The following is a 13,937-nucleotide window of genomic DNA, read 5'->3' as shown; positions in this document are numbered from 1 at the left end:
ATTGCGGGGAGTAGAGCTGGGATGCAGCCACTGTGTGGTTGGAATTAGGCGCCCGTTTCGGGCGCCGAGAATATCAGTCCGCCGAGAAGTCGTAGTTCATCGTTTCGCTGGGCGCTTGCAGATAGAAGCCCTGGATATAATTTACCCCCGCCTGCCACAGTGTCGGCATCATGGCGGCACTGTCGACAAAGGACACTATGGTCAGCTTACCCTTGCTGTGCAGGGTGGTGACGATGTCCTTGAGCGCTTCCACTGATTCGGGCGTGGACAGATCCCGACTGAATGAGCCGTCGAGTTTCACGTAGTCAACGTGGACGTGTTTCAGCGCCGCATAGGGATTCAGGGCGCAGCCGAAATGGTTTAAAGAAACCTTGCAATGAATGCCTCGCAGCGCCTCGGTAAAGGCCCGCGCCTGCTTGAGGTAGGTATTCACATCCGCGTCGTTGAACTGGAACACCAGCGCATCCATCGGCAAGCGTGATTCCTTGAGCAGCTTCGAAATCCAGGGCACCAGATCAAGATCCTGCAGGCTGGCGCTGTTCAGATTGAGAATCAGCCGGGTGTCGGCACCCTTGCTGCGGTGCGCCACCAGCATCCTGACCGCCTTGCTGATCATCCAGCGATCCAGTTCGCTAGCCAGCCCGGAATCGATGGCTGCCTCGAGGTACTCGCCGGCAGGCACTTCCTCGCCCTGACTATTGAGCAGGCGGAGATAGGTTTCATACAGCTCCGAACTATCCCCGCGCAGGCTTATCACCGGCTGGAACTCAAGTTTCACCGCGTCCGTTTCGATGCTGTGGCGAATCAGTGCTATGAGGTTGCCACGGTTGGCCTGGTGGGCCAGTTCATCCAGCGGATTGAACACCTTCACGGCATTGCCGCCGTCCTGGCTGATCTGGTCGGACAGGCGATGAGCGCGGTCCACGGCCTGAATCGGGTCGGGACTGGTCTCGCTGATCGTTGAGACGCCCATGCTGACGGTAATTTGCACGGTGCGCCCGTTCGCCTCGAACAGATTGCCCTCGATTTGCCGGCGCAGGGCGTCCAGCGAGTCGAGAATGCTTTCCGGCTCTTGAGCATCCAGCAGAATGCTGCAGGCGTCATCGCTGAAGCGCGCCATCAGCGTCTCTTGCGCAAAGGTCTGCCGGAGGATCTGCGCGATATCGGCCAATACCAGGTCCGCACCGCCAATGCCGACGTCGGCCTGCAAGGCGTGGAAATTATCGATGCTGAGATACACCAGCGTGCTGAGCTGTCCCTGGCGCACAGCCTGTTCGCTGATGCTTTCAAGCTGCTCCTGAAAATAGGCGCGGTTGAACAAGCCGGTTACCAGATCCTGACGGGCCATGCTCTTGAGCTTTTCTTCGAACTCGGCGCTTGCGGTCTCGGCGCGGATCACCACCTGGGTGCAGGGCTCGTTGTCATAGCTGGCCGGGGAAAAGGTCAGCATGATCGGGAATTCCTTGCCATCGACGTCTACGCCGCTGCAGCGCATTTGGTTCTGGTCGCCCCGGTCGATGTAGTGCCGCAGGAAGTCCTTGAAAACCGCCTGATCCTTCGCCGCAATCAGGCCTACCATTGGCTCTGCAGCAAGGTCATCGACGTCATCGTAACCAAACAGACGCGCATAGGAGCGGTTGGCATAGATATGCATGCCGTCATGCACATAGGCGATAGCGTCGACCGAGCTGTCGAGCAGCAATTGGCAGCGTTTTTCCGCTTCGCGCAGCGATTGTTCGGCGATGCGCTGGTGCCGTCGCGCTGCCAGACTGGTCAGTTCGCGCTGGGCAACAAGCGTCAGCAGGGCATCGGAATCGACCGGAATGGCGTCTTTCATGCCGCTGCGCAGCGCTTCAACCAGCGTCTCGGTGTCTGGCTCGGCCAGGCGGAGGATGAACGGAACGTCGCGGTCGGGCCCGATCAGGCCGAAAGCCTGCCGAGCGGACATGAAGCTGGTATCCGGGGTGGCAACGCAAAGATCCCAGGTTTGCTGTAAACATTCCTGCAAATCTTCCGCGGAGGTGATGCGATGAGCGCGGGTGGCGTGGCCTGCATTGCGCAAGACGCTGACAATGCGCTCAGCATTGTTTTGCGAATCATCAAGAATCAACAGCCGTATCGCCTGCGTTTCGGTGCCCATAGTCTTCCATGTTTAGGGGCCGGAGAAAGGCAGCCCTGACGTGACTGGAATCTACAACGTCTTCCACAGAGAGTCAAAATCATCCTCACCACCAGTCGGCGTGTTCAGGCCTTCTCCGGCGGGGCGGGTGGCACTTCCAATCGGGTCGAGGAGCCTGTGCTCGAACTGACTGAAGCTGGCAGTCGCTGTGATGCGATCGACCAACTGGGCGCGTGCTTCCTTGTGGCCTTGATAGATCACAACCTTGCTCCCGACCTGAAAGGGAAGGCGCGGCGTAATGATGGTCGGTGGGCGCTCGATGGCCGTCACTGCCGGTACCGTCAGCGCGCGCAGATACTGGCTGGGCTCTTCTGACTTGCGGATCAGTTTGATCGCGCAGGGGGTGCAGTGTGGCGCAACAAGCTCGATACCCATCTGTGTGCCGCCGCCGCGCACTTGGCGGATCCAGCGAACAACGGCGAGACTCCAGTCCTGACCATTGACCTCCTGAACACCCAGTAACTCGCCTGCCTGAAGCTGTTTAGGAACATCCCTCGGCCAGGTCAGACAGAAGCCTCCCGGGCTGTGATTGACAATATTGAGGGTATGCGTCGGATACTGCTCGTCCTCGCTCTGCCGGGTGGCCGGCTTGGAGGTGGGAGCGGTGTAGTCGATCGTCTCCATGTTCGACGGCGCCCAGTCGATGCTCTGGTCGGTATCGAAAGCGCTGTCCCAGCCTTCCTTGCGGGCCCGTCTGGCGGCATCTGAGAAGGGGTTTTGCTCTGCCTCATCGGCGGCAGTGAAATGTGAAAAGCTCATCCCGGCAATCCGGTAGTGGGTTGCGCTCATGCCGATACTCAGTCGGATTGCGCCGTTGCCGGGCACGCGATTGAAAGTCCGTTCCGCCAGGTCGCCCCAGGATTGACTGACGTGCTGCAGGAGCTCGACACCAAAGTCATCAGGTACTTGCAATGAGCTGCCGGCGTTGGCCCCATTGAGCATGTAGTCCTTGATGTCTTCGACCAGGCCGCGGGTGGCCAGCCCGACGCTGGCGCTCATGTCTTCGTCACGAATCAGCGAGCGGTATCGCGGTGCGCAGTCCATGTCGGGATTGATAATAAACAGCGCGTCCGGATCTTCGGCATCCACCAGGTGGGCCCGTCTGCTCCAGTCTTCCAGCGTGGCGAAGAGTTTGCCCATGGCACTCTGGCGCATCTGGTTGGGCCGGGCAGCCCCCATCAGCAAGGCCATGATGTAGCAGTGCCTGATGGTTAATGCGTGCCCGCCAGCGTTTTCAGCGTCAGTAATGGGCTGTTTATGCAGGCGCCGCCTGCGCGCCAGTTGATACAGTTGATGCATTTCCAGCCAGACTCCATCAGCCACCGGGCAATACAGCTGATAGGCGCGCAGCAGAGGGCCGCAGAGGCTGCGTATGGAGCGCTCAAGGGCTAATGCCATGGTCGCGGCATGATCCTTCGGGCGAATGCTTTTTTCCTGCACGACGATGATCTTGTAGCCGTTGGCCAGGTGATTTTGCAAAGACTGCGAGAGATTGGCGACCTTGCGCGGCTTGTCTTCGAGGACAATAGACTGGCCGAGATAATAGCGGGACAGTGCGAGGCAAACGTAACGTACTTCCGGACGGATAAGCTCAAGCAATGTCAGACGCTTTTCAGGCGCGATGATCAGCTGATTCAGCTCGATCAGGCCTTTGTAAAGCTGCCGGGCAGTTTCTCCGATGTTGGCCTTGGGCAAGTTGCCCAGCCATTGGGAGATTCCTTTCTCCGACGCCTCTGCAAAGCTGAGTGTTTCAAGCGTCTGCAGCGGTACGCGCAAATTGAGCTTATGCGTTGTGCTATTCATGTAATTCCCAGTATCAAGGCCCGGTTGCCGCGTTCCCGGGGAAGGCAACGCGTCAGCAGCACCGTACGGTCCAGGACACTCCCTTCGATCAGTATCAAGGCGGTCAGCTGGGCCGTAATCAGAACCTATTCGCTCACTCTAGCAGTTTATGGCCCTGCAGTTGTGCTCTTGACGATGGGAGGCCTGCCGAGTCCAGCCTTCAGCAACCCTGGTCAGTCAACAGGCTGCACAAGTAGTGGCACCTTGCTGCGTTCTCCGGCCACCTCTCGAACCAGGCGTGGAACCAGGAAGCCCGGGAGCCGTGTGAGCATCTGGCCGACCAGTTTGATGGCCTCGTGATCCTCGACAAGAAAATGACGCGCTCCTTTGACATGGTCAAGAATATGGAGATAGTAGGGCATAATGCCATTATCGGCTAGTCTTTCACTCAAGGCTATCTGATCTTCCAGCCGGTCGTTTACACCACGGAGCAGGACCGCCTGATTGAGCACCATCATCCCGGCGCTGCGCAGGGTTCGAACGGCCTGGCTCAGGCTGGCGTCCAGTTCATTGGCATGATTGCAATGCAGCACCATGGTGACCGGCAAGCGGGTGCCACATAACGCCTCAATCAGCTCAGACGTAACCCGTTGCGGGATGACTACGGGGAGGCGGGTATGCACGCGTAGACGCGCCACATGTGAAATGCTTGCGAGTTCCCGGGTCAACCAGGCCAAGCGTCGATCGTTCGCCGCTAGCGGGTCGCCACCGCTGTAAATGACCTCGTGAATGCTGATGTCAGCGCGAATGTAGTCCAGAGCATCCTTCCACTCGGCGGTGCTCAGATTATTATCGTCGTAGGGAAAATGCCGGCGGAAACAATAGCGGCAATTCACTGCGCATCCCGCGCTGACCACCAGCAGTAATCGGCCCTTATATTTGTGAATGATCCCCGGTCGGGCATTAGCATGCTGTTCACCCAGTGGATCAGTCACGTAGCCAGGTTGATCCAGGAGCTCTTCGCCGATAGGCAGTACCTGTCTGAGCAGGGGGTCATGGGGATCGCCGCGGCGCATTCGGTCGATATAAGGTCGGGGGACGCGCAAAGGGAAATCGTGGGCCGCCGCCGTGGCTGGATCGAGCAATGCATGGTCCAGTTGCAACAGATCAAGTAGCGCTGCCGGGGCGGTAATGCTGTGCGCGAGCAGAGTTTGCCAAGTGTCAGACTCAACAGGCGCTGAAGATACATGTATCATTGCGTTTTTCCGCGCATGGGTGGCAGGGCATCCGTCTGGCGTTATTGTCTACGCCGGGCTGTAACCATCGGTCAGCGCGCTTTCGGATGATTCCGTTCAAACTGTAAGTGGGAAATGTATGGCCAATTATTCTACCAATGAATTCAAGCCGGGTCTTAAGGTGATGCTGGATGGTGATCCTTGCGCGATCCTGGAAAACGAGTTCGTCAAGCCAGGCAAGGGGCAGGCGTTCAACCGGGTCAAGGTACGCAACCTGAAAAACGGCCGGGTAAACGAACGAACCTTCAAATCAGGCGAAAGTCTTGAAGGTGCCGATGTGATGGACCGTGAAATGGAATATCTTTACAGCGATGGCGAGTTCTGGCATTTCATGGCCACCGATGGCTCCTTTGAACAGGTCGGCGCGGATGAAAAAGCGGTTTCTGACGCCAAGAACTGGCTCAAGGAGCAGGTGATTTATCAGGTCACTCTGTACAACGGAGCGCCGATTATCGTGACGCCGCCCAACTTCGTTGAACTGGAAGTGGTTGAGACTGATCCAGGCGTGCGGGGCGATACCTCCGGTGGTGGCACCAAGCCCGCCAAACTGATGACCGGTGCCGTAGTCAAGGTTCCACTGTTCATCAACATTGGGGATGTTCTCAAGGTGGATACGCGCACCAGCGATTACGTCGGCCGCGCATAATTTCTGCCAGCACAAAAGCCGGGGCCTGAGCCCCGGTTTTTTGTGTGCGTCATTCGGTGCAACGATTTTGCCGAGCGAGTCCGGATCGACTCGCCGCCCTCCAAGTGAGCCTGAGAATGCACGACTGGCAACCCACCGCTTCAATCGAAAGCCTCCGACGCCGCGCCGGCATCATCAATCAGATCCGGCACTTCTTTGCCGAACGCGATGTGCTGGAGGTCGAGACACCCGCATTGTCTGCGGCGGCGGTGAGTGACCCGCATCTGTTTCCTTTCACAACGGATTTCATCCCGGAAGGTGGCGGCGCATCGCACCCTCTATATTTGCATACGTCTCCTGAATACCCGATGAAGCGTTTGCTGGCGGCCGGCAGCGGGCCGATCTGGCAACTATGCAAGGTGTATCGCAACGGTGAGAGCGGGTCGCGGCACAATCCGGAATTCACCATGCTCGAGTGGTACCGCACAGGGTTCGACCACCACAGTCTGATGGAAGAAGTCGATCAACTGGTGCGCTCTGTACTGGGTTGCGCGCCCGCGCGGCGAGTGACCTACGCAGATTTATTCAGCGATCTGCTGGTAACGGATATTCATAGCTGCGATACCCCAGAGCTGGCGCGGCTTGGACGGGAGCGCTGCGGATTTGTTGGCGAGCTGGATCGCGACGGCTGGCTCAATCTGTTGTTTTCCCATTTGATCGAACCTCAGTTGATCGAGCCGACTATGGTCTATGCCTTTCCTGCATCCCAGGCGGCTTTGGCGAAAATTGTCGATTCCGATGACAGGCTGCCGAGCGCGGCACGCTTCGAGTTATTTATCAATGGCATGGAGTTGGCCAATGGTTACTTCGAGCTGACCGATGCGCTGGAGCAGGCGCGACGCTTCGAAGCTGATCAGAAGCTGCGCAAGGCATTGGATCGGCCTGTGCTGCCGGTGGATGAACGTCTGGTACAGGCGCTGCAGAGCGGTTTGCCCGAGTGTGCCGGTGTGGCGTTAGGTGTGGATCGCCTGGTCATGTTGGCAGTGGGGGTAAATAGTATTGATGAGGTAATAGCCTTTCCTGCGAGTCGCGCCTAGCCAGGCGCCAAGAGCCAGGCGATTTGCACACCCAGGTAAGAACGCAGGCTGGGTTTGGTAATAATCCGAAGTCGGCTGCCGCGAGCCGTCAGGGCTGCGCCGACACGCTGCAAGTACATCCCTGTAAGCTCGTCGATGACATCCCTGTCATCGGACGGTCGGCTCAGTCCTGTCGCCCCGCTTCGCGTGATCATTGGCGTTTTCTGACAGGAAAATCAAAAGCGAGAGCAGTTTTTAAATCTCCGCCTCACGTCATCCTGACGACCGGCAGGCGATCAGCCCCGGCCTCATGCTGATTCAAACCCAGTTTTTTGCAGTTGTTTGCCGAGCTTCTGACCCATTTGCACGAAATCACCAGCGCTCAGGCCGTGGTCCCAGTCAACTTTTCCCGGACCAAAGAGTACGATGGCAGTGGAGCCGAGTTTGAAACGGCCCATCTCGGCGCCGCGATCCAGGCTCGGCGCTGCTTCGTTGTAGTCACGAGCATGTATCTGCCGACGGTGCGGTGCAACCAGCCCGGCCCAGACGGTTTCCACCGAGGCAACGATCAACGCACCAACCAGCACCAGACCCATGGGGCCGGCCGGGGTGTCGAAGATGCAGACTACGCGTTCGTTGCGGGAAAAGAGCCTTGGCACGTTTTCGGCCGTGATCCGGTTGACCGAGAACAGGTCTCCCGGAACATAAATCATGTCGCGCAAGGTGCCGCCCAGGGGCATGTGCACCCGGTGATAATCCCGCGGAGACAGATAGACCGTCGCGAACTGGCCGCCCTGAAACAGCTCGGCGTGTGCCATGTTCCCACCAACCAGCTCTTGCACACTGTAGTTCTGACCCTTGGCCTGGAATATCCGTCCATGCTCGATTGCCCCCAGCTGGCTGATCACGCCATCGGCAGGGCTCAGCACCGAGTCAGATTCCGGGTCAAGCGGGCGTGCGTCGGGCGTGAGCGCGCGAGTGAAGAAGTCGTTGAAGCAGGCGTAGGCTGTGGGGTCGGGCTCGACTGCCTGACGCATATCGACCTGATAGCGCTTGACGAACCAGGTGATAAACGGATTTTTTACCCATGGCCAGGTGCAGTTGGCCAGGCCGCCGGCGGCGCGGGAGAGCAAATGTTGTGGCAACAGATACTGCAGAAAAATGAAAAGACGACCTTGCATTGACGAGTCCTTAGCTTTCAATAGGGGTATCAGGGTGATTGCCCCATTCGGACCACGAGCCGGCGTAGGCTTTGACTCGCGGGTAACCGAGAATCTTTGCCGCCAGGTAAGTGAATCCGGAGCGGTGATGGGTTTGGCAGTGCGTGACAACTTCCTTGTCCGGGGTGATACCCAGCTTGGCAAGTTTGTCAGCGAGATCGGCGCGCAGCCGCAGCCCGTGTTGCGGGTCCATGCCGGCAGTCCATTCGAAGTTTATCGCGCCGGGAATATGGCCAGCGCGAGCGGCAAGCACCTTTTCGCCTCGATATTCCTCGGGCGAACGAGCGTCCCAGATTACCCGATCCGAACTCCCCTGTTCCTGGACCAGTGTGGAAAGCTCAACAGTATGGTCATGATTGAGCCGGATCTGCGGCTGAGTCGGTTCAACTGCCTCCTGTCCAGTCGCCAGAGGTCGGTTCTCCGCGTTCCACGCCTTCAGGCCGCCATTGAGGTAGGAATAGTGGATATGGCCGATGGAATCTAGCAGCCAGATGAAACGGCCGGCCCAGCCACCGCCTTCATCGTCGTAAACGATATAGTGCAGGTCCGCGTGATGTCCCAGGCGGCCGAATAACTGCTCCAGTCGCTCCTGCGCAGGAAGTATTCCGGGTACCGGCGCTGGAGCGGTAATCTCCAACGGCTCTACCGCCACGGCACCGGCTATATGGCCGGTCTGGTATTCCTCAGCCTTGCGCAGGTCGACAAGGCGGTACACTGCGGGATCCAGTTGTGCCGGCAGCTGGTCTGGTTCGATTAATAAAGGCAGGCGGGGTTGGGACATGTCTGGTTCCTGATCGATATTTTTCCAGGGTGTCTGTTGCGCCGCTCCGGCATTTATCGCTCGCTGAAAGCGTGTCGCTGGGAGCGTTAAAAAATTTGAGCATCATTGTACTCAGGGTTTTACCCGCATTGCCGATAAAGTCTCTGTAGCAGGAATCGCTTCGTTTGCTACGCACTCATCATAAGCTGGCGGTTCGGCTGATCGTCACTATAACCTGATCGCCAAGGTGTCGTCGCCTGAAGTGCGGCTGTTAAGTATCCCCATTTTTCTGATTTGGATCTCACGCGTACATGCTAAAAATTGTCGGATTTCTCGTCGTCATCGTCAGTGTCCTGGGCGGGTTCATATTGTCCGACGGTCAAGTGGCTGCGCTGTGGCACCCCTTTGAAATCCTGATCATTGGCGGCGCGGCGCTTGGCGCTTTTCTCGTCGCCAATAGCATGTCGACGGTCCGCGATACCTTCGCCAAGATCCCGCAGATCTTGTTCGGCCACCGCTTCGGTAAGCCGTACTTCCTTGATGTGCTGGGGTTGCTGTATGAAATCCTGAATAAATCCCGCCGTGAGGGGATGATGGCAATCGAGGCGGATATCGAGGAGCCGCAGGAAAGTCCCATATTCAGCAAATATCCGGCAATTATCAAAGATGAGCGCATGACCGCTTTCATCTGTGATTATCTGCGCATCATGTCCACCGGCAACATGGCTCCGCATGAGCTGGAAGCGCTGTTCGACGTGGAGATCTCCAGCCTCACCGAGGAGCTGCAGACGCCTTCCCATGCGGTCAATCGTGTCGCAGACGCGCTGCCAGGCTTTGGTATCGTGGCCGCAGTGCTGGGCATCGTGATCACCATGGGGATCCTCGGAGACGCGGATAATGCTCAGATAGGCGAGAAGGTGGCGACCGCGCTGGTCGGGACTTTCCTCGGTATTCTTGCCGCCTATGGTTTTGTCGGCCCCTTCGCTGCGGCGATGGAGCACGAGGCTACCGAGGAGGCGAATACCTATGAGGCGGTGAAGATGTGTCTGGTCGCCAGCGCCCAGGGCTTGCCGCCTGCACTGGCGGTTGAGTTTGGACGCAAGGCTCTGCTGTCTGCCCACCGTCCAAGCTTTGTCGAGCTGGAAGAATCGGTGAAGGGCCGCTGAGATGAGCAGTGATCAGCCGATAATCGTCAAGCGTATCAGCCGCAAGGCGGCCGCTCATCATGGCGGATCCTGGAAGATTGCCTTCGCCGATTTCGCGGTGGCGATGATGGCCTTCTTTCTGGTCATGTGGTTGGTCACTGTCGCCACGCCGGGGCAACTATCGCTGGTCTCAGGCTATTTCAATGACCCGATTGGATTCTCCGAGGGTGGCAGTCCCCACGCGATTGATCTGGGCGGCTCGCCGACAGTGGCTCCGCAGAAGACGCTGAATGATATTCCCGAGGATGTTGCGCCGCCGTCACTGGACAGCGAAACCATCGCTGATCTGGCCGAGATGGCCGAACAGAAAGAGCTCGATCTGTTGCTGCAGGAGCTGCAGAACAAGATTGATGCCGAGCCTGTATTGCAGCGGTTCAAGGATCAGATATTGCTGGAAATCACTCAGGATGGCCTGCGCATCCAGATCGTGGACGCGGAGAACCGGCCCATGTTTGCCAGTGGAAGTCCGCGGTTGCAGCCCTACTTCGAGGATATTCTGCTGGCCTTGGCCGATACCATTTCCAGCGTGCCGAAGAAAATCAGTATCGGTGGGCATACAGATGCGAAACCCTTCACCGGCCGCCTGAGCTACGGCAACTGGGAGCTGTCAGCTGAACGCGCCAACGCCGCACGTCGCACCCTGGTCGTGGCGGGATATCCTGAAAGCCAGATTGCGCGCGTGGTGGGGTACGCCGATTCGGCGCTGTTTGACCGAAAGAACCCGACCAACCCGATCAACCGGCGGATCGATATTGTCGTGCTCAACAAGCGTGCTGAAGCGCAGATACTGGACGGCTTGGCCGATCAGACTGGAACGGACACCAGGGGGGATGACATGCTCCGGCCTGACCCGGAACAAGACAGTTCAGCGCCGACCGACGCGCCGACTGGACAGGGGCAACCCAGCGCGATGCCGACGCCGATCGAGCGGGAAGCTGCACCGGAGACTCGGCCAGCCAATCTGTTCGATGATCCCGGTTCACTCAGACGGTTGGGTGAACCCTGACAGCCACTGGCGCTCGCGATAGGGAACGCCAGTGGCCGTCTAGGGCTTGGTGATGCCCGAGAGGATATATCGGTAACTGCGCATGCGGGTTGCCGAGATATCGCCGCGCTCGACCGCTGCGAGCAAGGCGCAGCCGGGTTCGTGCAGGTGCTGGCAGTCGCGGAATTTGCAATGACCGAGGAACGGGCGGAACTCGATAAAGCCTTCCAGCAGTTCGTCGTGGGTAATATGCGTAAGGCCAAATTCGCGTATACCGGGCGAATCCACCAGATCACCGCCTTCGGGGAAATGAAAGAGCTTGGCGGTGGTTGTGGTGTGCATGCCTTTGTTGGTCGCGTCTGACAGCGGCCCTACGCGCAAATCCTCGCCGGGCAGTAATACGTTGATCAGCGACGACTTACCCACACCAGACTGTCCAACAAACACATTGATATGGTCCTGCAATTCCTGGCGCAGTGCATTCAGACCATCACCGGAGTCGGCGGACAGGCAAAGCGTGCGATAGCCAAGCTTGGCGTAGTCGTCGAGCCAGCCGCGCAGGGAGGCAAAGTCGGCCTGATCCAGCAAATCGGCCTTGTTCAGTACCAGTAAGGGCTCCAGCCCTGCCTGCTCGGCGGCCACCAGATAGCGATCAATGAGGTTGCTATGGGGGGTGGGCAGTGGGGCGAAGACGATAATCAGGCGGTCGATATTGGCCGCGACCGGTTTCAACTGGCCACGATGGTCAGGGCGAAACAGCTCGGTGCGGCGGGGCAGCTGGGCAACGATCACGCCGCCGTTCTGGTTGTCAGCGCGCCATACGACCTTGTCGCCAGTCACCAGGGCAGGCAGGTTGGCTCGCCTGTTACAACGTCTGACCAGTCCTGCCTGCGGGCCGCTGGTGGCCTCGACATCAACCTGAACGCCAAAATGCGCTATAACCAGGCCTTCCTGTTCGGAGCCGAGATCGCCGCCGAGCAAGCTTTCTTCGGCCATATCAGCACGCCGGGCGGCGCGTACACTGCGCTCGTCCTGGATTTTCTCAATGCGCCAGTTCTGGCGTCGGGTAAGGTGTCGCTTGGCCATGGATTACACATCTTGGGAACCAGCCGCAGTGTAACATGCAGGCGTATACTCCCTTCACTACATACTTTGAATACAGGACCTTGCATGCAGAACCCCGATAATCTGATCTGGATTGACCTGGAAATGACGGGTCTGGATTCCGACAACGACGTCATTATCGAAATTGCCACCGTGGTGACCGATGCCCAGCTCAACACCTTGGCCGAGGGTCCGGTGCTGGCGATCAAGCAGCCAGATGCGGTGCTCGAAGGCATGGATGAATGGAATACGCGCCAGCATGGAAAATCCGGGCTTACCCAGCGCGTCAAGGACAGCGTGATTGATCTGGCCGAAGCCGAGCGCCAGACGCTGGCTTTTCTGCGTGAGTGGGTGCCGGAGGGGCGATCGCCCATATGCGGGAACAGCATCTGTCAGGACCGGCGCTTTCTGTATCGCGGCATGCCCGAACTTGAACGGTATTTCCACTACCGCAACCTGGACGTGTCAACACTCAAGGAGCTGGCCGCGCGCTGGGCGCCGGAGGTGAAGAACAGTTTCACCAAGCAGAGCAGTCATCTGGCATTGGACGATGTATATGACTCAATCGCCGAGCTCAAGCACTATCGCGAGCACTTCATCAAGTATTGATTGTGGTCAGGCCGGCGCGGTCCTGATGACGCGCCAGGGCCCATTGCACGTGTTCGGCGACCAGTGGCGAAGGGTGCTTCTGGCGCGCCTGCAACGCCTGAATGACCGGCAGACTCGATGTGGCATTACCCAATCCCACGGCCAGGTTGCGCAACCAGCGCTCGTAGCCGATCCGACGTATCGGTGAGCCTTCGGTGTTCTTCAGAAAGGTTTGTTCATCCCAGCGAAACAGCTCGATCAGGTCCGCCTGGTCGAGGCTGTGGCGCGGGGTGAAGTCGGCTTCCAGAGTGTCCTTGGCAAAGCGATTCCAGGGGCACACCAGCTGGCAATCGTCACAACCGAACACGCGGTTGCCCATCAGCGGTCGCAGCTCCTGCGGAATGGCTCCCTTCAGTTCGATGGTCAGGTAGGAGATGCAGCGCCGCGCATCCAGCACATGCTCGCCAACGAAGGCATCGGTTGGGCATTTGTCCAGGCAGGCACTACAGCTTCCGCAATGATCCTCGGTATAGGGCTGATCGACCGGAAGGGGCAGATCGGTATACAGCTCGCCGATAAAGAAGAAGCTGCCTGCCTTGCGGTTCAGCAGCATGGTGTTCTTGCCGATCCAGCCAAGACCGGACCGGGTGGCCAGTGCCCGCTCCATGACCGGCGCACTGTCGACGAATGCCCGATAGCCGAAGGGGCCGGCCAACTCCTGCACCCGATCCGCCAATTGCTGCAGCCTGCGCCGGATCAGTTTGTGATAATCACGTCCCAATGCGTAGCGCGAGATATAGGCCGCGTCGGGGTTCGCCAGACGCTTGGCCATGCTGGTATCGGTGGGCAGATAATTCATGCGCACGGAAATCACTCGCTGGGTCCCCGGAACCAGTTCGGCGGGCTGGGTTCGCTTGGTTCCATGGCTGGCCATCCATTCCATTTCCCCGTGGTAACCCGCGCGCAGCCAGCTATCCAGCCAGGCTTCATGCTGGCCAATGTCCGGTTCGCTGATACCGGTTTGCTGGAATCCCAGCTCGCTGGCGATCAGGCGGATCTGTTCAACCAGTTTGGTGTAATCGATAGTGGAATCAGACATGAGGGGAGGGGAGACCCTA

Annotated in this window: 12 protein-coding genes; 5 read left to right on the top strand and 7 right to left on the bottom strand. The window is 58.5% G+C overall.

The features are described from left to right. Positions 1-73 precede the first annotated feature (73 nt). The 3 genes from FHK95_RS02750 to epmB form a co-directional block, all read right to left on the bottom strand. Positions 74-2,140: an EAL domain-containing response regulator gene (locus tag FHK95_RS02750; protein WP_150303073.1), complete on the bottom strand. Its 2,067-nt coding sequence runs from the start codon at positions 2,138-2,140 to the stop codon at positions 74-76. Between the two features lie 51 nt (positions 2,141-2,191). Beyond that, on the bottom strand, positions 2,192-3,982 hold the full coding sequence (locus FHK95_RS02745) for a molecular chaperone (RefSeq protein ID WP_150303072.1): 1,791 nt from the start codon (positions 3,980-3,982) through the stop codon (positions 2,192-2,194). A 212-nt stretch (positions 3,983-4,194) separates the two neighbouring features. Further along, a complete protein-coding gene (gene epmB, locus FHK95_RS02740) occupies positions 4,195-5,217 on the bottom strand; it encodes an EF-P beta-lysylation protein EpmB (protein ID WP_150303071.1) in 1,023 nt (340 codons plus the stop codon). A 118-nt stretch (positions 5,218-5,335) separates the two neighbouring features. On the opposite strand from epmB, the gene efp reads away from it, so the two are divergent. Together efp and epmA are read left to right on the top strand one after the other, a co-directional pair. After that, the gene (efp, locus tag FHK95_RS02735) at positions 5,336-5,902 is read left to right on the top strand and encodes an elongation factor P (RefSeq protein WP_150303070.1); all 567 of its coding nucleotides are present in this window, start codon (positions 5,336-5,338) and stop codon (positions 5,900-5,902) included. A 116-nt stretch (positions 5,903-6,018) separates the two neighbouring features. Next, complete coding sequence (epmA, locus tag FHK95_RS02730) at positions 6,019-6,978, top strand: EF-P lysine aminoacylase EpmA (protein WP_150303069.1); 960 nt, start codon at positions 6,019-6,021, stop codon at positions 6,976-6,978. A gap of 287 nt (positions 6,979-7,265) precedes the next feature. Here the strand turns inward: epmA and asd are convergent, their stop codons facing one another. Continuing rightward, complete coding sequence (gene asd / locus FHK95_RS20010; RefSeq protein ID WP_178114690.1) at positions 7,266-8,138, bottom strand: archaetidylserine decarboxylase; 873 nt, start codon at positions 8,136-8,138, stop codon at positions 7,266-7,268. A 10-nt stretch (positions 8,139-8,148) separates the two neighbouring features. Continuing rightward, the gene (locus FHK95_RS20005) at positions 8,149-8,958 is read right to left on the bottom strand and encodes a rhodanese-like domain-containing protein (RefSeq protein ID WP_178114689.1); all 810 of its coding nucleotides are present in this window, start codon (positions 8,956-8,958) and stop codon (positions 8,149-8,151) included. Between the two features lie 290 nt (positions 8,959-9,248). Here FHK95_RS20005 and motA point away from each other — a divergent pair, with 290 nt between their 5' ends. Both motA and motB read left to right on the top strand, forming a co-directional pair. Continuing rightward, positions 9,249-10,103: a flagellar motor stator protein MotA gene (gene motA, locus FHK95_RS02720; protein ID WP_150303068.1), complete on the top strand. Its 855-nt coding sequence runs from the start codon at positions 9,249-9,251 to the stop codon at positions 10,101-10,103. A 1-nt stretch (position 10,104) separates the two neighbouring features. Continuing rightward, positions 10,105-11,148, top strand: a complete 1,044-nt coding sequence (gene motB, locus FHK95_RS02715; RefSeq protein ID WP_150303067.1) for a flagellar motor protein MotB — start codon at positions 10,105-10,107, stop codon at positions 11,146-11,148. Positions 11,149-11,187: 39 nt separating this feature from the next. On the opposite strand, the gene rsgA is transcribed toward motB, so the two are convergent. Then, entirely contained in the window at positions 11,188-12,213 is a 1,026-nt protein-coding gene (gene rsgA / locus FHK95_RS02710; protein ID WP_150303066.1) for a small ribosomal subunit biogenesis GTPase RsgA, read from the bottom strand. Positions 12,214-12,297: 84 nt separating this feature from the next. Between rsgA and orn the strand changes: the two genes are divergently transcribed. Then, positions 12,298-12,840 (top strand): oligoribonuclease, encoded by a 543-nt coding sequence (orn, locus tag FHK95_RS02705; RefSeq protein WP_150303065.1) that lies wholly within the window; start codon positions 12,298-12,300, stop codon positions 12,838-12,840. On the opposite strand, the gene queG is transcribed toward orn, so the two are convergent. Beyond that, positions 12,830-13,918 (bottom strand): tRNA epoxyqueuosine(34) reductase QueG, encoded by a 1,089-nt coding sequence (gene queG, locus FHK95_RS02700; RefSeq protein ID WP_150303064.1) that lies wholly within the window; start codon positions 13,916-13,918, stop codon positions 12,830-12,832. The two genes, orn and queG, sit on opposite strands and share 11 nt — an antisense overlap. Positions 13,919-13,937: the final 19 nt, after the last annotated feature.

The sequence above is a fragment of the Pseudomonas saliphila genome, assembly GCF_008638345.1.
Taxonomy (GTDB): Bacteria; Pseudomonadota; Gammaproteobacteria; order Pseudomonadales; family Pseudomonadaceae; genus Halopseudomonas; species Halopseudomonas saliphila.
This window is presented reverse-complemented; position numbering and strand designations above follow the sequence as displayed.

Bases quoted from the DNA above. Each gene is read 5' to 3' on its own strand.
- epmB (WP_150303071.1), bottom strand. From the start codon at position 5,217: ATGATACATGTATCTTCAGCGCCTGTTGAGTCTGACACTTGGCAAACT.
- efp (WP_150303070.1), top strand. From the start codon at position 5,336: ATGGCCAATTATTCTACCAATGAATTCAAGCCGGGTCTTAAGGTGATG.
- orn (WP_150303065.1), top strand. From the start codon at position 12,298: ATGCAGAACCCCGATAATCTGATCTGGATTGACCTGGAAATGACGGGT.
- motB (WP_150303067.1), top strand. From the start codon at position 10,105: ATGAGCAGTGATCAGCCGATAATCGTCAAGCGTATCAGCCGCAAGGCG.
- motA (WP_150303068.1), top strand. From the start codon at position 9,249: ATGCTAAAAATTGTCGGATTTCTCGTCGTCATCGTCAGTGTCCTGGGC.
- FHK95_RS02750 (WP_150303073.1), bottom strand. From the start codon at position 2,140: ATGGGCACCGAAACGCAGGCGATACGGCTGTTGATTCTTGATGATTCG.
- rsgA (WP_150303066.1), bottom strand. From the start codon at position 12,213: ATGGCCAAGCGACACCTTACCCGACGCCAGAACTGGCGCATTGAGAAA.
- FHK95_RS02745 (WP_150303072.1), bottom strand. From the start codon at position 3,982: ATGAATAGCACAACGCATAAGCTCAATTTGCGCGTACCGCTGCAGACG.
- asd (WP_178114690.1), bottom strand. From the start codon at position 8,138: ATGCAAGGTCGTCTTTTCATTTTTCTGCAGTATCTGTTGCCACAACAT.
- queG (WP_150303064.1), bottom strand. From the start codon at position 13,918: ATGTCTGATTCCACTATCGATTACACCAAACTGGTTGAACAGATCCGC.
- FHK95_RS20005 (WP_178114689.1), bottom strand. From the start codon at position 8,958: ATGTCCCAACCCCGCCTGCCTTTATTAATCGAACCAGACCAGCTGCCG.
- epmA (WP_150303069.1), top strand. From the start codon at position 6,019: ATGCACGACTGGCAACCCACCGCTTCAATCGAAAGCCTCCGACGCCGC.